Below are 19,245 nucleotides of genomic sequence, written 5' to 3' on the forward strand. Positions count from 1 at the left end.
GTTTCAGTAAAGCGAGTCAGGAATTAAAACTCGGTATGAGCTGAGAACAGTTGCTGGTGCATTTTCTGTGCAAGATCATCGGTCATTGATGAAATGTAATCCGCAATCACGCGCATTTTTCGAGACTCATCTTGATGTTGTAGCCATTGCTTCTTGATAGGTAGTGGCAGCAAGCGTTCAGGATCTGCGCTGAATGCTTCAAACATATCCATGATAATCTGCTGGCCTTTGTATTCGATCACTTGAACCTGTGGCACTTGAATCACGAACTCGCTGACAAAGTGTTTTAGTTTGTCGAGTGTAGCGTCCATGCTTGGTTCAAGCACCGCATTGTAAGCAAGCAGTACATTCTCAAATCTAGCATCTACTCGTTCAATCGAAATACTGGTCAACAGTGCGTTGACTATCCCACCAATCGCATCCTTTCGACGATACTGCTCACCAGAGAAAAGCATCTCTGTAATTGAATCTAGGTGTTCACAAACCCAAGGGTCGGCCATCTCTTTAAGTTGAGGGTAAGCCGACTCGACCCATTGAGATTTGGTGACAGAGCCAAGCACAATCGCATCTTCTAAATCGTGGACGCCATACGCGATATCATCAGCAAGCTCCATAATCGAACAATCAAGTGACTTATATTTTGTCTTATTATGTTCAAGAGGTTCGGTGTGTGTTTTTCTTTTCTGTTTTAGAAGTTGTTGGTCGCTGCTTGAAAGCGGCTCCAGTACCCAGTTAAAAAGTTCTTCATCATGATCGTAGATGCCTTTTGCTGGCATCCAATCTTTGGCTCGGAGCTGTCGTTGATGCTTAACAGGCTCAGACTGTAATTTAGCTTGAACCTCACTCAGCAGAGAAGGGTACTTAATCAGACCTAACAAAGTGCGTCGAGATAGGTTCATCCCGTGATGTTCAGTGTAAGGTTCTAGCTGCGTGACAATGCGAAATGTTTGAGCATTGCCCTCAAAGCCACCATGATCGCGCATCATATAGTTCAACGCGACTTCGCCACCGTGCCCATAAGGTGGGTGGCCAATGTCGTGAGCAAGACACAATGAATCAATCAAACTGTCTGAAGGCAACAAATCTCGAAACTCGGGCTGCTTTTTTTTCAGCTGGGCAACGATACCGGTACCTAGCTGAGCGGCTTCTAGCGAATGAGTAAGGCGAGTTCGGTGGAAATCGTTTACCGTGGTGCCATGAACTTGGGTTTTTGCTTGGAGGCGGCGAAAAGCGGCAGAGTGAAGCACCCGCGCACGATCGCGTTGATACGGGCTACGGTGGTCATCACGCCTTATTTTATGTTCATCGTCATTTCGATGTTGCCATTCTTGTTCGAGTTCAAATGGTGGTTCGAGTGGAGAATTCAAAATAGCACCTATCAAATTGATTTATTTAGCTAATTACACTCAACTTATACCCAGCTAGCTTATCTCGTCTAGTGATAATTCGAAGCTCGGCGCAAATGTGGTGAGAAAGTAGTCCATTTCCGGGCTTTTACGCTGTTCGAGAGTCTCTTCTAGTCGGCGTTTCGCTTGTTCGTACTCATGGTTGCCCGCACTGAGTTCCTCCAAACACTTGAGGTAAGCGCAGATAGTGTCGGCTTGCTTAACGATGCTTTGCTCTTCTTTGTTTGCTGTTCCAGATATCAAAAACGGGGAAAAGTCGTCTCGGAACTCTTCTGGCAGCATTGAAAGCAGTCTTTGCTCTGCTGCCGCTTCTATCTTCTTATACTCTTGTGCGATGTCTGGATTGTAGTATTTAACTGGCGTCGGCAAATCACCTGTTAGCACTTCACTGGTATCGTGGTACATGCCAAGCAGAGCAATGTGTTCTGGGTTGAGTTTGCCATCAAACTTCTTGTTTTTGATAAGCGCCAAGGCGTGGGCGACGAAAGCGACCTGTAGGCTATGCTCTGAAATGTTCTCGCTTGAGACTGAGCGCATCAAAGGCCAGCGTTGGATAAGCTTCATGCGTGCGAGATGGGCGAAGAAATGGCTCTGTTTCATAAATGTCCTTATAGTACCAATCGTAGTAAATAACTGGTCATCCTAGCTTGTTAAAAAACTCGATAACTTTGTTAGAATTTTTGATTGTAGAATAACTACTTACCAAAAAAATCTGCCTTGTTCTCAAGTTTTTTTCCTGCGCTATTTCTGGACACTTACTTACTGTGATTGGCAGTAGCAATGCTCCACTCGTATCTTATGTTAACTCAAACAGTACGAGACAGCGGATACAAAAAAGGCTCCTAAATAGGAGCCTTTTAAGCATAGAAGTGAATGAATACAAGTTAAAGTCTTTTAAAACAGCAAATTGTAGCCATCTTTCTTTGTGCTTATTAACTTTCGATGAGGTCGTCTTGGCTGTAAGTCTGCAAGAAGCGCTCTAGACGACCAATCGCGATTTCTAGATCTTCGATATGTGGCAGAGTCACGATGCGGAAGTGATCCGGTTTTGGCCAGTTGAAGCCAGTACCTTGAACCAATAGCACCTTCTCTTGCTTAAGGAAGTCGAGCACAAACTTCTGATCGTCTTTGATGTTGTACATCTTGGTATCGATCTTAGGGAACAGGTACATTGCGCCTTTCGGTTTAACACAAGAAACGCCAGGGATCTTGTTGATCAGCTCCCATGCGCGGTCACGTTGCTCAAGCAGTCGACCACCGGGAAGAATCAGTTCGTTGATACTCTGATAACCACCCAGTGCCGTTTGGATAGCGTGCTGCATGGGTACGTTGGCACACAAACGCATCGAGGCGAGCATTTCTAGCCCTTCAACGTAGCCTTTCGCTATGTGCTTCGGACCCGTTAAGAACATCCAGCCACCACGGAAACCACACACGCGGTAAGCCTTAGATAGACCATTGAATGTGACCATTAGTACGTCTTCAGCAAGCGTTGCGACTGAAGTATGTACCGCACCGTCGTAAAGCACTTTGTCGTAGATTTCATCAGCGAAGATGATCAAACCGTGCTCACGAGCAATCTCAACAACTTGTAATAGGAAATCACGGCTGTATACCGCGCCCGTTGGGTTATTCGGGTTGATAAGAACGATGCCGCGAGTCTTTGGTGAGATCTTCGCACGCATGTCATCAAGGTCTGGGTACCAATCGGCATCTTCATCACACATGTAATGAACAGGTGTACCACCAGAAAGCGCAACAGACGCTGTCCATAGTGGGTAGTCTGGAGCGGGAACTAAGATTTCATCACCATTATCCAGTAGCGCCTGCATAGACATCACGATAAGCTCTGATGCGCCGTTGCCAATGTAAACGTCTTCTACATCAAGGTTACGTAGACCTTTTTTCTGGTAGTGCTGAACAACCGCTTTACGGGCTGAATAGATGCCTTTTGAGTCGCAATAACCTTGAGATGTCGGTAGGTTACGGATTACATCAACAAGGATTTCATCAGGGGCGTCAAAACCAAATGGGGCGGGGTTACCAATATTAAGCTTCAGTATTTTATGCCCTTCTTCTTCCATGCGCTTAGCATGTTTGAGTACAGGCCCCCTGATTTCGTAGCATACATTGTTGAGTTTTGACGACATCCCGATATTTTGCATTGCCGATTTCCTGAAATTAATTTAAATACTTTATTAAAGTACCGCAAAATGGGGTTTGATAGAATAAAAATCTGATGAATGTCGCATTTCAGTGTCACGTTTGGTCTTTTTGTTGTCACTCTTTTCTAAATTTTAATTAATCGCTTTCTTTGTTATTGGCTAAGGTGAATAAAGGGGCTAGATCGCTTAAAATCACACGAATGTTCAAAAGATATAGTAGATTCTTGATCTAAGTGGGTGCTGCCCATAAAGTATCAAACTAATATAATAATAATTTAGATGTGAACGAGGTCGATTTGTCACATTTCCAGCAAACTATCTCCGCTTTGATTGAGCGAGTACAAAATGCCCAAGCAAGTGAAGTTCGTTGTGTTGAAGTTCTAACGCAAAAACCATCGTTTGCATTTATAGAATGGCTTCATGCTCAACCGCTCTTTCCAAAGTTCTACTGGCAGTCACGTGATACTCGTGAAGAGGTCGTTGCGCTCGGGCAAATACATACTTTTTCTGATCCCGCTCCCGCGTACGCAATTCTTGGTGAAGACCAACGAATCTGGGGTGGGCGCTCGTTTGACGGGCACACCGCAAAAAACCGCCGTTGCATGGAATCGTTTTTCTTCCTTCCTCAGGTTGAACTGATCCGCTTTGACAATACTTGGTCGTTAGCCGTCAACTTATCCCCTGATCGCGTTGCTTCTATTAATGCTCTAAATAAGCTTTCTGTCGAAGCGGCGATATTGGCCCCTTTGTCGGCGCACATTGAGCAGATTAACCATGTTCCAGAACGAGAGCAGTGGGGCAACCTTGTCGATAAAGTGCTGAAAGGCATTAGCGACGAAGAGTACAAAAAAGTCGTTTTAGCGCGTAAAACCACATTGCAACTCGATGCGCCAATCTGCGCGGCTCAGTTGCTTAAGGCCAGCTACCTGCAAAACCATCACAGCTTTCACTTTATGTTGGTATTGGATTCCAAACACAGCTTTATCGGCTCAACGCCAGAGCGTTTGTACAGTCGATATGGCACTGAGCTTGATACTGAAGCGCTTGCTGGAACCATTGGTCGCGGAGAAAACGCGACAGAAGATATGGAGTTAGCCAATTGGCTTTCTCAAGACAGTAAAAACCTCAATGAAAACCAGTATGTGGTCGACGACATTATTGAGCGTCTCACTCCTCATTCTCAAACGGTACACGTTGAAAAAGAGGCGCGCCTAGTGCGTTTGCGTAAGGTGCAACATCTTAAACGTAATATCCATGCTCAGCTCAATAACGGCGTCAATGGTGTACAGTTGCTTGCTGCCTTACAGCCGACGGCTGCGGTAGCGGGTTTACCGCGCAAAGAAGCGATGGATTTCATACTTGAACATGAACCGTTTGCGAGAGGTTGGTATGCAAGCTCTGTTGGCTATATTAGCCATCAACGCGCTGAATTCTGTGTCGCGATTCGAAGTGCCTTGATTGTAAACGATCAGGTACAACTGTTTGCGGGCGCGGGGATCGTGCCGGGATCGGTTGCTGAACCTGAGTGGCAAGAGTTGAATAAGAAAATGTCGACTCTGCTCAGCTTAATTTCAGATCATCCACCATTGGGTGTGGCGTCATGAAACACGACCAAGCCGTATTAAATAGAGTTTGGTGTAATACGTTACTTGAAGAGTTAGCCCGCAGCGGCGTTGAACATGTTTGTGTTGCGCCAGGCTCGCGCTCAACACCATTAACACTCGAAGCCGAAGCCAATCCAAAACTGACACTGCACACGCACTTTGATGAGCGTGGGCTTGGTTTTCTTGCGTTAGGTTTAGCAAAAGCCAGCAATAAGCCAGTTGCCGTGATTGTCACCTCTGGTACTGCTGTTGCAAACCTTCTTCCTGCGACGGCTGAATCTGGACTGACACGAGAGAAACTGATTTTGCTGACCTCTGATCGACCTATCGATTTAGTCGACTGTGGCGCTAATCAAGCGATTCAACAGCAAGGCATCTTTTCTTCCCATGTTGAAAGTGCTTTAAATCTACCCAGTCCAACCACACAGATTTCATTGAATTGGCTTCTGACATCCGTTGATAACGCGCTAGCGAAACAACGCAATGTTGGCGGTGCGATTCATATCAATTGTCCGTTCCCTGAGCCTCTATATTCTGCAAATAGCGCGAAAATGTATGCGGAATACACATCCAGTATCTCTGGGTGGAAGTCGGGAACAGGTTGTTACAGCCAAACGTTTTTACCTAATCAAGTGAATACACAACCGATTGCTCCAGGTGAGTATCTTGGACGTAAGGGTGTGGTTATTCTCGGTTCGCTCGATATTGAACAAGCGACAAAAGCTCAGCAGTTTGCCACTGCATTAGGCTGGCCAGTTTTTTGCGATCCTCAATCAGGTGTCACAAGTGATTGGAAGCATTATGATCTGTGGATGCAGAGTGACGTAGCTAAAGCGCAACTCAATCAATGTGATTTCATCCTTCAGTTCGGTGAGCGTGTTGTTTCTAAGCGCCTTAATCATTGGATAAAGTCGCAAGCTTCATCATTCTGCTCGTCACAATACATTGTTGTGTCACCAGATACGCACCGAATCAACCAAGATCATCTGCCTCAAACCCATATCGTTGCTGATATCGAGTCATGGGTGTCAGAACAGCATTTACCTACCTTGTTAGGTCAACATGCAGGTTGGGCTGCACCTTTGGTCGAAATCGCGAATACGGTTCAACAATTGGCATTGGCACAAATATCCAATAATGACCAACTGACCGAGTTGAGCGTTGCAGTTGACTTGTCGACTAGACTTAAAGACAGAGAGTTGTTTGTGGGAAACAGCTTGATGGTAAGGCTGGTGGATATGCTGTCATCAATATCTGCGAATCAAGTTTACAGTAATCGTGGTGCATCGGGCATTGATGGCTTGGTAGCAACGGCTGCGGGCGTGGTGAAAGCCAACCAAAACCCCTTGATAATGTTGATTGGCGATACCTCTTTGCTTTACGACCTCAACTCACTGGCCCTGCTGACTCATAATTTAACGCCGATGGTTATTGTTGTGACCAACAATGATGGCGGTGCGATCTTTGACTTGTTGCCCGTTCCTGAGCAACAAAAACAATCTCTATATCAAATGCCCCATGGTTTCGGTTTTGAACATGCCGCTGCGCAATTCCAGCTTGGTTATGCGGCGCCAGAAACTTTGAATTGCTATCAAACGATTGTCGAACAACATTTCGAACAAGGTCAGGGTACCTTGCTCGTTGAAGTTAAGACGCCTCCCGAACAAGCGTCTACTTTGCTGAAACAATTCAGTTCAATGCTCACCGAGGCATTAGCCTAAGGACTTTACATGCTTTACTCCAATTATTACCCAGCAGTACAAGAATCTTCTGACAAACCTTTGCTTGTTTTTCTACATGGTTTACTCGGAAGCGGGGATGATTGGAGCGCATGTCATCCATATCTAGAGGACTTTCCTCGTCTTTGCATAGATTTGCCCGGGCACGGACAAAGTCGCTTTATCGATCCGGTAGGCTTTGATCATTGCTGCAAGAAAATCGTTCAGTGCATCACTTCTCAACTTGCTCTCAACGATCTTCCTGCGGATTACCCTATCGTGGTGATTGGCTACTCTATGGGTGGCAGGCTTGCCATGTATGGGGTGACAAGCCCTTGCTTCGAAACGCTCAATCTTGAGAAAGTCATTATTGAAGGTGGCAACTTTGGTCTGGAGTGTGATGAAGAACGAGCACAAAGGTTAGTACATGATACGCAATGGGCTGTCCGCTTTGCGCAGCAGTCGATTGAAGATGTTTTAGACGATTGGTATCAACAAAGCGTCTTTTCTTCACTAAATCATGAGCAAAGACAAACTTTGGTCATAAAGCGTAGTGGTAACCTTGGAGTATCCGTAGCAAATATGTTGTTATCTACTTCGTTAGCTAAGCAACCGGATTTACGTGCCACATTGAAATCTCATGAGCATCAATTGCATTATGTGTGTGGTGAAAAAGATCGTAAATTCATGGAGCTAGCTGAGAATAGTGGCTTTGAATATAGTCAGGTTGATTACGCTGGTCATAATGTTCATTTTGAGCAACCAGAGTTGTTTTCCAACCTGATCATCCAATGTATCGCCAGTCGCCGCTAAACTGACTGAGCGGTTCTCTCGTATCAAGCACTATCAAAAGCAGAGCAACACCGTCACGACTATTCGTTAGTCGTGGTCTCTAATAGAACAATGGGAATCACCATGGCTAAAACAGTAGGCATCACAGAAGAAGAACTTTACGCAGCAGTTAACTGGCGCGATGAAAGCAGTCAATTTGAAGATATTCAGTACCACAAGTCTGACGACGGTATTGCGAAAATCACGATTGCTCGTCCTCAAGTCCACAATGCGTTCCGTCCACAAACCGTAAAAGAGATGATCAATGCATTGGCTGATGCTCGTTATGACGAGAAGGTTGGCGTAATCATTTTGACGGGTCTTGGTGAGAAGGCGTTCTGTTCTGGTGGTGACCAAAGTATCCGTGGTGACTACGGCGGTTATCAAGATGATTCAGGTACACATCATCTGAACGTGCTTGATTTCCAACGTCAAATTCGTACTTGTCCAAAACCGGTTATCGCAGCGGTATCGGGTTGGGCAGTCGGTGGCGGTCATGTACTTCACATGATGGCAGACCTTACTATCGCAGCTGAAAACGCTCAGTTCGGTCAGACGGGTCCTAAAGTCGGTTCATTCGATGGCGGTTGGGGTGCTTCTTACATGGCTCGTATCGTTGGTCAGAAGAAAGCACGTGAAATTTGGTTCTTGTGTCGTTTCTACGATGCTCAAGAAGCATTGGACATGGGCCTGGTAAACACCGTAGTGCCTGTTGCCGACCTAGAAAAAGAAACCGTTCGTTGGTGTCGTGAAGTGCTTCAACATAGCCCAATGGCGCTGCGTTGCTTGAAAGCCGCACTAAACGCAGACTGTGATGGTCAAGCCGGTCTACAAGAGTTGGCGGGTAACGCAACCATGATGTTCTACATGACAGAAGAAGGCCAAGAAGGCCGAAATGCATTTAACGAGAAGCGTCGACCTGATTTCGACAAATTTCCGCGTAACCCATAGTCTTTCTCTTCTTTAAAATGAGTCGCTAATAGCGGCTCGTTTTGTTTTGATGTTCCCCGTTTTTTAGGAAACTTTATGAACTCAGTGAATTCTCAGTGTCACGCTAAACTCTACCGTTATCAATTACCTATGGATAGTGGTGTGATTCTTCGTGACAATAAGTTGAACGAACGCGTTGGCTATATCATCCAACTTGAGTGTGATGGTATAACTGGTTTTGGCGAAGTTGCGCCTTTGCCAGGTTTTAGCCAAGAAGATGCCGAACAAGCTGGCATTCAGCTTCAACACGAATTAGAGCTTTGGAGCCACAATAACCCTCAAACGCCTTTTGATGAGTTATATCCTTCTGTTGCCTTCGGTTTTTCGATGGCGATGATGGAATTACGAGGCGAACTCAACGCTGAAGGTAACTACCAAGCGGCACCGTTGTGTACAGGCGATCCAGATGAATTGATCCCTGTGCTGAATGAGATGAAAGGTGAGAAGGTCGCCAAAGTGAAAGTCGGTCTCTACGAAGCGATTCGTGATGGCATGCTAGTGAGCTTATTCCTTGAGTCGATCCCTGATTTGACCCTAAGGCTTGATGCCAACCGCGCGTGGAAACCAGAAAAAGCCAAGCAGTTCATCAAGTACATTTCGCCTTCACTGCGTCAACGTATTAGCTTTATTGAAGAGCCTTGCCAGAAACCTGAAGATAGCTTAGCTTTTGCTATTGACCACGGTGTTGCGATTGCATGGGACGAAACACTGCAAGAAGCGGTAAGAAGTCCAGAGTTTAATCTTAGTGACTTAACGGGTGTTAAGGCGGTTGTGATTAAACCAACCTTGATTGGCTCAGTAGAGCGTTGTGTTGCTATCATTGAACGCGCGCAACAACTTGGTATTAAACCTGTACTAAGCTCAAGCATAGAGTCTAGCCTTGGTTTAACTCAGATTGCTCGATTGGCACAACAGTACTTGCCTAATGAAGTTCCAGGGCTTGATACGATTGGCTTGTATCAGCAACAGCTAGAAGTCTCTTGGCCGGGTTGTCAGCTTCCAGTTTCAACGCTTGAACAGCAACAATTGATTTGGTCTTCTTAGGCTGATCGTTCGATTGGCTTAGACCGTTCTCAATCTATAACTTGGTTATCTTATGATGCGCCCACAATCTAATCCTCACCCGCTCTGGGTACAGTGGGCGCAGCAGAACCCACATCAAACAGCGTTAGTGATTCCTAACCGCGCTTACACTTGGCAGCAAGTGTCTGTGCTGGTGAGTGAGTACCAACAACAGCTATCTCATCAAGGCTTATCTGCAGGTGATGTACTGACGATTGTCGGTAAGAACCAAGCTGAAGTGATTCCGGTTTATCTTGCCGCACTCAATTTGGGTGTGGTTTGTGCGTTTACCATGCCTCAGCCTAGCTTACGCCTGAAGCAAAAGCTCGATTCCTTATATCAAGCAGGTCAACAAAGCTACCTTTGGCTTTTGGACAGTAGCGGGATAGAGCAATCAGAGACTGTCGATTTGAATACTCAGTTGGTGACCTTGTCTTGCTTAGATGAAGTGAAGGTCGATGGTGATGATAATAGGATAACGACATCTCAAGACTCCAACTTCAATCCGCAAAATCTAGCAAGCATCATATTTACTTCTGGCTCTACTGGAAACCCGAAAGCGGTGGCTCACACGTTGCAGCAACACTTATGTTCAGCTCAGGGTTTATTAGACGTTTTCAACTTTGAACAAGCTGACACTTGGTTGCTTAGCTTACCGATGTACCATGTGTCGGGGCTGGCGATTGTCCATCGTTGGTTGGCGGCTGGTGGCTGCATCAAAATAGGGACAGGTCAGCTTGAAACCGATATAGAAGAATGCAGTCACGCTTCATTAGTCGCTACTCAGCTACATCGATTACTAAAGAGTAAGCAAGCACTTACTTTAACGCATGTACTTTTGGGTGGTAGCCATATCCCAGAAGCGCTAGGGCTTGAAGCTCAACAAATGGGCATTGAAACTTGGCTTGGATACGGTATGACAGAAGCGGCTTCAACAGTGACCGCGAAGCCAGTCGATTCTAGTAATACTGCAGGTTTTGTTCTCGACCAACGCCAGTTGAAAATTGAAGATCAACGTATCTTTATTGGCGGCAATACGCTTGCTTCTGGTTATTACTATCAGGGCGAGTTAACACCATTGGTGGATGAGAACGGTTGGTTCGACAGTAAAGACCTCGGCGAATGGGATGGCGAACAAGTGTCGATTATTGGCCGTGCTGATAATCAGTTTATTTCTGGTGGAGAAAACATTCATTGCGAAGAAATTGAACGAGCACTGAATCAGTTATCTTTAATCAAGCAGGCGTTTATCGTTCCAATTGAAGATGATGAATTCGGGTTTCGACCTGTTGCTATTGTGGATTGTGCTGAACTGCCAACCAAAGAGTGGTTTGCTGAGCAATTGAATGGCCGTCTTGAGCGGTTCAAATTTCCTATCGAGTACTACCGCATGCCAGAGCTAGAACAACAGGGTATTAAGGTTTCACGCGCAGGGTTGTCACAATGGTTACAGCAGATACGTTCTAAATAGAACTGAGAACAATAAAATGAAGCGCAATACACGGTGACTAGTCGTAATTGCGCTTCAGGGGGTTGTGATGGTGGTGAAACCATCACAAATTCTTAATATTTTATCTGGTTATTAAGGGTTTTATCTTTGCATCTGGCTGTTTAGCTTAAGCGAGTGCCTTCTTCATTTGTTCAGCAACCTTATCTACCTTACCTAAACCTATAATGACTTGTAGGCCACCCTTTCCGATAGGAACAACGCCTGCAGCACCTAGTTTTTTCAGTTTGTCACTGTCTGCTGCTGACGAGTCTTTTACTGTTAAGCGTAAGCGAGTAATACAGTTGTCCACTTCTAGAATGTTGTCTGCACCACCAATAGCTTCGATGTAGTTGTTGGTTAGGTTAACTAACGCTTCTGGAGATTCGGCCTCGCCTTCTGCTTCCATCTCTTCACCACGACCCGGAGTACGTAGATTGAACTTGATGATAGCGAAACGGAAAATACCGTAGTAAAGCGCGAAGAACACCACACCTTGAACTAATAACATGTACCAGTTAGTCGCTAACGGGTTTTGGCTTGATAGCACCAAGTCAACAAAGCCTGCAGAGAAGCCGAAGCCTGCCATCCATTCCATGCTTGCTGCAATGTAAAGCGACAAACCTGTTAACACTGCGTGCAATAGGAACAATACAGGTGCTAGGAACATGAAACTGAACTCTAGAGGCTCAGTAATGCCAGTGAAGAATGAAGCCATTGCTGCGGCAAGCATGATTGCGAAGACTTGGTTCTTGTTTTTCGCGTCAGCGCAGTGGTACATAGCTAATGCAGCTGCAGGTAAACCAAACATCATGATAGGGAAGAAGCCTGCTTGGTACATGCCAGTTTTACCCGGAATACCCGTACCGTTAGCGATAGATTGTGCACCGCCGAGGAAGTTTGGAATATCGTTAATACCTACAACGTCGAACCAGAACACAGGGTAAAGTGCGTGGTGCATACCAACGGATAGGAACAAACGGTTGAAGAAACCAAACAGACCGGCACCCACAGCGCCCATGCTTTCTAGTTTAATTCCTAGAACGATCAGAGCATCGTAAACAGCAGGCCAGATGTATAGCAGAGCAAAAGAGAGCGCCATACCTGCGATTGAGGTAAGGATAGGAACCAAACGCTTACCGCTGAAGAAAGCTAAAGCTTGAGGAAGCTCAACGGTGGAGTAGCGGTTATAGATTTCAGCGGAAATAATACCGACAATGATACCTACGAATTGGTTGCTGATTTTTCCAAATGCTGCTGGCACTTCACTTAGTTCAACATCCATTAATTGAGCAACTGAGCCTGGAGCCAGTAGCGTGGTCACGACGAGGAACATCACAAAACCGGACAGTGCCGCAGAACCATTCTTATCACGGCTTAAACCAAAGGCAACACCCACCGCGAACAGAACCGCCATGTTGTCGATGATCACGCCACCTGATTTGATCAAGAATGCGGCCAGAATACTCTCTGAACCCCAACCAACAGGATCCAACCAGTAGCCGATCCCCATAAGGATTGCTGCAGCTGGCAGTGTGGCTACGGGAACCATCAATGCCTTACCTACTTTTTGCATATACCCAAGTATATTCATACGTGCCCCTAAGTTTGTAATTAATTTTTTTAATGTTTCTGCTCGTCAACGTATGGAGTTAAATATTGATCGAGGCAGGGTTTTAAGTAACTGCGGTTATTAAAAACTTATTTCTTAATGCAAACAAACGAAACGGGTAGTACTATGAATTAAAATTTTTAATGCATGAGTTCGTATGGCTAACCATCAATCTTTACTGAGAAACCTTCATACATTTAATGTTGCTGCAGAGAAAATGAGCTTTACGTTAGCCGCGAAAAAGTTGCATTTGACTCAGGGAGCCGTTAGCCATCGAATCAAAGTGTTGGAAGGAGAGCTTGGGTTTAATTTGTTTGTACGAGGGACTCGTAAGCTGGAGCTGACCGAAGAAGGGCAACGCTTTCAACGCACGTTATCGAAGTCGTTGAGCTCTATTTTTGGCGAAATCGAAGACATTACCAACACCGACTTGTACGGTCAGATCAATATTGGTACCAGTCCTGCATTTGCTAACAGTTGGTTACTGCCAAGATTGGCGGATTTTAAACAGCGATATCCTAAGTTTAATCTCAACATCTTCTCGCAAGAAGAGCAGGATTTTCATCAAAATCATCTCGATGTCGCAATTTACTATGGTGCTGAAGATCTAAAAGACATGCATCGACAGCGTCTGTTTGGTGAAAAGTATATTCCGGTATGTACGCCGAGTTATGCCGCTGAACACGATATCTTTGATGATGGTTTAGAGTCGTTACACCGGATTAATTTCATTCATGCGCTAGGCTCTGATGTGTGGCAGCGTTGGATTAAGCACAATCAAATTGATGTAAATCTGTTTGAGCAGTTTTATTGTGTGAGCCACCGAGACATGGGCGTGCAGAGTGCTCTGCATAATATCGGAGTGGCAATGGGGCGCTATCATTTTGTTAAGCCGTACATTGAGACTGGTGAGCTCATAACGCCTTATCCAAGTATGGATACTGATAAAGGATACGAATTGATCTGTCCGTTAGGCACTGAAAAGCGACCTAAGGTAAGAACGTTTATTAAGTGGCTAGAGGGGCAGTTACGCTAGGTTAGTTAATTTAGCAATTAGATAGTTCAAAACAGAATTTATTATCTTTATAACCATCAATCATAATAAGCTCTATAAATAACGGATTATAGAATAAGGTCTTATTATGAAAGTTGCCCTCATCATTGCAGTTTTGCTGCAGATAGGCCAAGCGCTCGTTTCGTCAGGACTGACTCGTTCATTGGCTGAACTCACTGCATTTGTGCTAGTTGTGGTACTTGTTTTAATGAAAAGAGAGAGCAAGAAGAGTGATAAGCCCCTGTTTGATTCGTGATTGTTGTAACAAAGAATATCTTTACTACAAACGATATTTTCACTAAAAACGATAGGGGCAAAGCCCATTAGAGCTTTGCCTTTTTGTTTTGTTGCTCGTTAATCTGAGTGTCTAGGTAGCCAAACACCACCTAAAGCGTTTCTTTGCGTATTAGGTGTAATTAGGCGGATTAAGCGAGAGTTAACCACGCTAATGAGCCTGTCGAAATCATCGTCCACATTGTAATACCAAACATCAATGGCTTCGGCCCTGCGGCTTTAAGCTTCTCTACTGAAATACCGCAACCAATCAAGAATAGACACACCACCAATGCACGCTTAGACACATCAAAGATACCTTGATAGACCATCTCAAATTGTGGCAGCAAGTCACTAACAGCAATAGCAGCGCAATAGAAGAAAATGAAGTAAGGAATCGTAATCTTCTTTTGATCGTTCTTGAAGATCATTGCGCTGACTAACGCGATTGGGATAATCCAAAGTGCGCGAGCGAGCTTCAATGTGGTTGCTGTGGTCAGTGCTTCTTCGCCATATGCTGATGCTGCGCCGACTACAGAGGAGGTATCATGAATCGCGATGGCAGCCCATGTTCCGAAAGTTTGTTGGCTTAACTCTAGTGCATGGCCAATCATTGGGAACAAGAAAAGGGCGACCGAGTTCAACACAAATACAGTGGCTAACGCCAAGCCAATCTGTTCATCATCAGCTTTGATGGCCGGTGCTACGGCGGCAATGGCGCTACCACCACAAATTGCGGTACCAGAAGAGATAAGGTAACCCGTGGTGCGATCTAATCCCATGCGTTTTGCCAAGAACCAACCAATGACCAAGGTACCAATAATCGTCGTTACAATGAGGCCAATACCATCGCCTGTTACCGCTAATGCTTTCTCAAACTGAATGCCAAAGCCTAAGCCGACAATCGAGTAGGCCAGTAGCTTCTTGGTGAGTTTGCCTACTTCTAGATGGTCAGGGACTAAACCTAAGCTCGCAAGAAGGAAACCGATCACGAGGGCCGTCGGTGAACTCACCCATGGGGTTAAGCAAAACAGAGCAGCAAGATAAAATGGAACAGACTTTTTTAGATTCATTATATTTAATTCGTCGCGTCTAGTATTGGCAGCGTAGTGGAAGACTATACGCTTAACGCAATGGTAAGTAAGTCTAAATGAATTGAACAAACGTTAAGTAAAACTAAACGTTTGTTCAGCTGATATGAATAAAGGCTTGGTTATTTAGCGTAGTGAGCCGCGAAGATCAGAGACTGACTGTCGAAGCGTGTCGCATGAAGCTTCCTTGGCTAGCATAGGTTCGGCAGCTTCTATCTCTAACTTGGCCCTGAAACGGGTGGGTAGTCCCTTGAAAGCTTGACCTTTATAACGACTGAAGTAACTGCCCCATAACCCTTTAAGTGCCATTGGAATCACAGGTACAGGAGATCGTTTGATAATCAGCTCCATGCCACGCATGAATTCGGCTACTTCGCCATCAGCGGTTAGCTTGCCTTCAGGGAAAATACACACGATGTGCCCTTCATCTAGGGCACGTTCAACTTCTTTGAAAGCGTTTCTAATCGAGTTTCGGTTGGTTGCGGAGATTGGAATAACTCCTGCTCTTTTTAAGAATCGACGTAGTGGAGGCAGCTTGGCGTAATCCTCTTCCATCACAAACCGAATCAAGCGAGGGCAAACCGCACTCAGAAGCAGTGCATCCATATAACTCACATGGTTGCAAACGATCAGTGCGCCGCCATTCTCTGGAAGATGGTGTAAGTTCTTGTGCTTAACTCGGTACATGGTGTGAGTGACCACCCATGTAAAGAAACGGAAAGCGTAGATAGGCACCTGATAAAACAGGTACAGCATAACCAAAGTATTCCCTATCGCGAGCAACACAAATAGTTGTGGAATAGAAAGATCGAGAACACTCAGGCAAACAATACCTAAAACGGCGCTTCCCACCATGAATAGTGAATTGTAGATGTTGAGCCCGGCAATCACTTGAGCGCGTTCATCTGGTTTCGCTCGTAACTGCATCAGAGAATACAGAGGAACAATGAAGATACCGCCAGAGACACCCAAGAGCAGAAGATAAGCAAACAGCGGCCACAGCTCTGAATACGTCACGAATTGATGGAAAGAAGTAAATTCAGGCAAGGACTCAGGAATGGATATCGCCATCAATAGCCCAAAAATCGACATACCTAGGCTACCCATTGGTACGATGCCGATTTCAATTCTGTGATTTGATAACTTATCGCAAGCCAAAGAACCTATCGCAATACCGACCGAGAATAGAGCTAACAAAAAGGCAACCGAGCTTTCAGTGCCGTTCAAGTGGAGCTTTGTGAAGTTTGGAAACTGAGTGAGATAAGCAGCGCCAAGGAACCAGAACCAGCTGATAGACATCAGTGCTTGAAACGTTGGGCGATCTTTTTTTGCAATCGCCAGTGTCGCGCGGGTTAGCTTTACTGGCTGCCACTTCACTTTCAGATCTGGTGCGTTACTCGGCGCTTGTGGAATAAAGCAGCTTGATACATAGCCAAGCACGGCGAAAGAAACAATACATACCGCAGCAATGAGCTTCGCGCTTTCTTCAGATGCAATAATACCGGCGCCTAAAGTACCAATAAGGATGGCTAAGAATGTGCCGGTTTCGACTAAAGCGTTGCCGGATACCAGTTCTTTTGTTTCCAATTGTTGTGGAAGCAGTGCGTATTTCACCGGGCCAAAGAAGGCGCTTTGCGTTCCCATTAGGAACAGAAGTAGGAGTAGTATCCCGTAGCTTTCGTAGATAAACCCGATCGCACCCAGTGACATGATCGCCACTTCAAGGAGCTTAACTTTACGTATAAACCAAGATTTTTCGTATTTGTCAGCCAGTACACCAGCCAAAGCAGAAAACAGGAAGAAGGGCAGAATAAAAAGACCAGCGGCCAAATTAATGAATAGGTTGCTGGAAATAGGCAGCGTATCTACGCTTGCGAAAGCAACAAACAGTAACAGAACATTTTTGAATATGTTGTCATTAAAGGCGCCTAGAAATTGAGTAATAAAGTAGGGTAGGAACCTTTTTTGCGTTAACAGCGAAGATTGGCTGCTGTTGTTCATTGTCTTTCCTTGAATGATTACCAGTTGGTTAAGTAGTTTGAGATTAGGTTATTGATCAACTCTTTACCATCGATAGGTTCAGAGGCGAAAAATTTATCATCAACGCTAAGTAGAGTAATTCCATGTACTCCAGACCATAATACACGGCTGGCTTTAATGACTTCGCTTTCTGTGTGTTCAGGCGCAATAGCTACCAGCAATTGCTCTAACATACCTGTCATTCTATCAATACGGTTCGATTGCCATTCAGGAAGGTTTTCACCATTCATGTTGTGCTCAAAGATAAGCTGCCAACGGTGGGGGTGTTTTTGTGCAAAATCGTGATAGCAGTATGCAAGATTGAAAAGAGCCTGTTGAGGGTTGCTCGATTGTTCAACCGCAGAAGCAGATTGGGACGACAGTTCATCTAATGTTTGAGCAACAACGTGTAAAAGGAGTAGGTTGTAGTTACCAAATACATTCACCAAGGTGCTAGGGACATAACCAATCATATTGGCAATTTTACGTAGACTTAGCTCGTGATAAGAGTGCTCTTCTAAGAAGTCGGTTACCGTCTTTAAGGTTAATTGCACTAATTGTTCGCGAGTATGATCGTTTCGTCTTGCCATGAGTACTTTCTATTAAATGAACATCGTTCAATATTTTAATGCTGCCCCAGAGTGCCGTCAATCCCTTCGCTAGTTTAGTAATCAATTAATAGCCGCAATATTATGATACATGTGTAAACGTCGTGAATATTTCATTGTTCTTTGTTAACGAGTATGATTAAGGTGTCGAAAGATAAAAAAACCTATAAAGGATAATAATGAAACGATTTTTCTCACTAGTCGCGATCCTGTTGGTAACAGTCGCGGTGACGCCAATCGCGGAAGCGAAAAAGTTTGGTGGTGGTAAGTCATTTGGCAAAAGCTTTAAAACGGCTCCAGCACCAAAACAACAAAACACAAATTCGATCCGACAAGATCAAACTGGCAAGAAAACAGCAGCAGCTAACTCTAGCAAGAAAGGCCTTATGGGCGGTCTGCTAGGTGGTTTACTTGCTGGTGGTCTTTTAGCTGCATTCTTTGGTGGCGCATTTGAAGGTATCCAGTTCATGGATATTCTGATCATGGGTCTGATTGCTTTCCTAGCGTTTAAATTCCTACGCGGAATGTTGGGCGCGAAGCAGGGCTCAATGAATCAGCAGAATGCACGTGGCCAACAGCCAGCATTCGGCGGCATGGGTCAGAACAAGTTTGAACAACCTAAGCAACAACCAAATGTTCATAACTTCGAGCAAGCACAGCCTCAATCACAGCCTCAATCACAACCTCAATCACAACCTCATTCGCAAAATAGCGCTGGTGGTTTCGGTTTTGGTGCACAAAGCGATGTTCCACATAACTACCCACCAGGTTTTGATCAAGCGGCATTCATCAACGGTTCTCGTGAGCACTACCGTACACTGCAAGGTGCATGGAATCACAACGAGCTAAACACGATTGAAGAATACGTATCTCCAAGCCTATTTGAAGACCTTAAAGCTGAGCGTAACAAGCTAGACGGTGATCAGCACACAGACGTAATGTACGTTGATGCTGAAATCGTTCGCGCAGACCACGATGGTAGCAAAGCACAGCTAAGCCTTCAGTTTAGCGGTCGCTACCGTGATACCGCAGACGGCATTGAAGAAGATATCACTGATATCTGGCACTTAGAGCGTGATCTAACAACTCAAAATGCACCTTGGTTAATTGTTGGTATTCAAGGTTAATTTCAGGATTTAACTAAACATCAATATGATGTAGTTATTCGGAAAAACGGCAAATAATTGAAAGCCCCTGCTGAGAAATCATCAGGGGCTTTTTTGTGTCTAATGATAGGTATCTGTAAGTCGCAGCAGGGAAATTGGCTTTGAGCTTTTTTTAGGTTCATCGCGGCTTTCCGGGGAAAGCCGCTTTTATCTTCAAGAA

At 45.0% G+C, this 19,245-nt stretch carries 16 protein-coding genes; 9 read left to right on the forward strand and 7 right to left on the reverse strand.

Annotated elements, in window-relative coordinates; translation table 11 throughout:
* Positions 1-23 precede the first annotated feature (23 nt).
* The 3 genes from AB6D80_RS06670 to AB6D80_RS06680 all read right to left on the reverse strand — a co-directional run bounded on the left by AB6D80_RS06670 (position 24) and on the right by AB6D80_RS06680 (position 3,571).
* Positions 24-1,367, reverse strand: a complete 1,344-nt coding sequence (locus AB6D80_RS06670; protein WP_371707646.1) for an anti-phage deoxyguanosine triphosphatase — start codon at positions 1,365-1,367, stop codon at positions 24-26.
* Between the two features lie 54 nt (positions 1,368-1,421).
* Positions 1,422-2,006: a 5'-deoxynucleotidase gene (gene yfbR / locus AB6D80_RS06675; RefSeq protein WP_009847276.1), complete on the reverse strand. Its 585-nt coding sequence runs from the start codon at positions 2,004-2,006 to the stop codon at positions 1,422-1,424.
* Between the two features lie 332 nt (positions 2,007-2,338).
* Positions 2,339-3,571: a pyridoxal phosphate-dependent aminotransferase gene (locus AB6D80_RS06680; protein WP_371707645.1), complete on the reverse strand. Its 1,233-nt coding sequence runs from the start codon at positions 3,569-3,571 to the stop codon at positions 2,339-2,341.
* A gap of 296 nt (positions 3,572-3,867) precedes the next feature.
* On the opposite strand from AB6D80_RS06680, the gene AB6D80_RS06685 reads away from it, so the two are divergent.
* The 6 genes from AB6D80_RS06685 to menE all read left to right on the forward strand — a co-directional run bounded on the left by AB6D80_RS06685 (position 3,868) and on the right by menE (position 11,247).
* A complete protein-coding gene (locus AB6D80_RS06685) occupies positions 3,868-5,175 on the forward strand; it encodes an isochorismate synthase MenF (RefSeq protein WP_372188088.1) in 1,308 nt (435 codons plus the stop codon).
* The gene (gene menD, locus AB6D80_RS06690; RefSeq protein WP_371707644.1) at positions 5,172-6,896 is read left to right on the forward strand and encodes a 2-succinyl-5-enolpyruvyl-6-hydroxy-3-cyclohexene-1-carboxylic-acid synthase; all 1,725 of its coding nucleotides are present in this window, start codon (positions 5,172-5,174) and stop codon (positions 6,894-6,896) included. The genes AB6D80_RS06685 and menD overlap by 4 nt, the downstream gene beginning before the upstream one ends.
* 9 nt (positions 6,897-6,905) lie before the next feature.
* Positions 6,906-7,706 (forward strand): 2-succinyl-6-hydroxy-2,4-cyclohexadiene-1-carboxylate synthase, encoded by an 801-nt coding sequence (menH, locus tag AB6D80_RS06695; RefSeq protein ID WP_017103207.1) that lies wholly within the window; start codon positions 6,906-6,908, stop codon positions 7,704-7,706.
* Positions 7,707-7,808: 102 nt separating this feature from the next.
* The gene (gene menB / locus AB6D80_RS06700) at positions 7,809-8,675 is read left to right on the forward strand and encodes a 1,4-dihydroxy-2-naphthoyl-CoA synthase (protein WP_010439547.1); all 867 of its coding nucleotides are present in this window, start codon (positions 7,809-7,811) and stop codon (positions 8,673-8,675) included.
* Between the two features lie 75 nt (positions 8,676-8,750).
* Entirely contained in the window at positions 8,751-9,758 is a 1,008-nt protein-coding gene (gene menC / locus AB6D80_RS06705) for an o-succinylbenzoate synthase (RefSeq protein ID WP_372188090.1), read from the forward strand.
* A 52-nt stretch (positions 9,759-9,810) separates the two neighbouring features.
* Positions 9,811-11,247, forward strand: coding sequence for an o-succinylbenzoate--CoA ligase (menE, locus tag AB6D80_RS06710; protein WP_372188091.1), 1,437 nt, complete (start codon positions 9,811-9,813; stop codon positions 11,245-11,247).
* 145 nt (positions 11,248-11,392) lie between these two features.
* Here menE and nagE read toward each other — a convergent pair whose 3' ends face one another.
* The gene (nagE, locus tag AB6D80_RS06715; protein ID WP_372188095.1) at positions 11,393-12,838 is read right to left on the reverse strand and encodes an N-acetylglucosamine-specific PTS transporter subunit IIBC; all 1,446 of its coding nucleotides are present in this window, start codon (positions 12,836-12,838) and stop codon (positions 11,393-11,395) included.
* A 193-nt stretch (positions 12,839-13,031) separates the two neighbouring features.
* Here nagE and AB6D80_RS06720 point away from each other — a divergent pair, with 193 nt between their 5' ends.
* Both AB6D80_RS06720 and AB6D80_RS06725 read left to right on the forward strand, forming a co-directional pair.
* Complete coding sequence (locus tag AB6D80_RS06720; protein WP_372188092.1) at positions 13,032-13,910, forward strand: LysR substrate-binding domain-containing protein; 879 nt, start codon at positions 13,032-13,034, stop codon at positions 13,908-13,910.
* Between the two features lie 106 nt (positions 13,911-14,016).
* Complete coding sequence (locus AB6D80_RS06725; RefSeq protein WP_017100591.1) at positions 14,017-14,184, forward strand: hypothetical protein; 168 nt, start codon at positions 14,017-14,019, stop codon at positions 14,182-14,184.
* Between the two features lie 169 nt (positions 14,185-14,353).
* Here AB6D80_RS06725 and AB6D80_RS06730 read toward each other — a convergent pair whose 3' ends face one another.
* From AB6D80_RS06730 to AB6D80_RS06740, 3 genes are all read right to left on the reverse strand, one after another.
* Positions 14,354-15,274, reverse strand: coding sequence for a YeiH family protein (locus tag AB6D80_RS06730; protein ID WP_029225432.1), 921 nt, complete (start codon positions 15,272-15,274; stop codon positions 14,354-14,356).
* 144 nt (positions 15,275-15,418) lie between these two features.
* On the reverse strand, positions 15,419-17,293 hold the full coding sequence (locus AB6D80_RS06735) for an MFS transporter (RefSeq protein WP_017100593.1): 1,875 nt from the start codon (positions 17,291-17,293) through the stop codon (positions 15,419-15,421).
* Between the two features lie 17 nt (positions 17,294-17,310).
* Positions 17,311-17,901, reverse strand: coding sequence for a TetR/AcrR family transcriptional regulator (locus tag AB6D80_RS06740; protein ID WP_012604487.1), 591 nt, complete (start codon positions 17,899-17,901; stop codon positions 17,311-17,313).
* 197 nt (positions 17,902-18,098) lie between these two features.
* Here AB6D80_RS06740 and AB6D80_RS06745 point away from each other — a divergent pair, with 197 nt between their 5' ends.
* Positions 18,099-19,046 (forward strand): Tim44 domain-containing protein, encoded by a 948-nt coding sequence (locus tag AB6D80_RS06745; protein ID WP_372188094.1) that lies wholly within the window; start codon positions 18,099-18,101, stop codon positions 19,044-19,046.
* Positions 19,047-19,245 lie beyond the last annotated feature (199 nt).

It is taken from the genome of Vibrio sp. 10N.247.310.17, from assembly GCF_041466605.1.
Lineage (GTDB): Bacteria > Pseudomonadota > Gammaproteobacteria > Enterobacterales > Vibrionaceae > Vibrio > Vibrio tasmaniensis_A.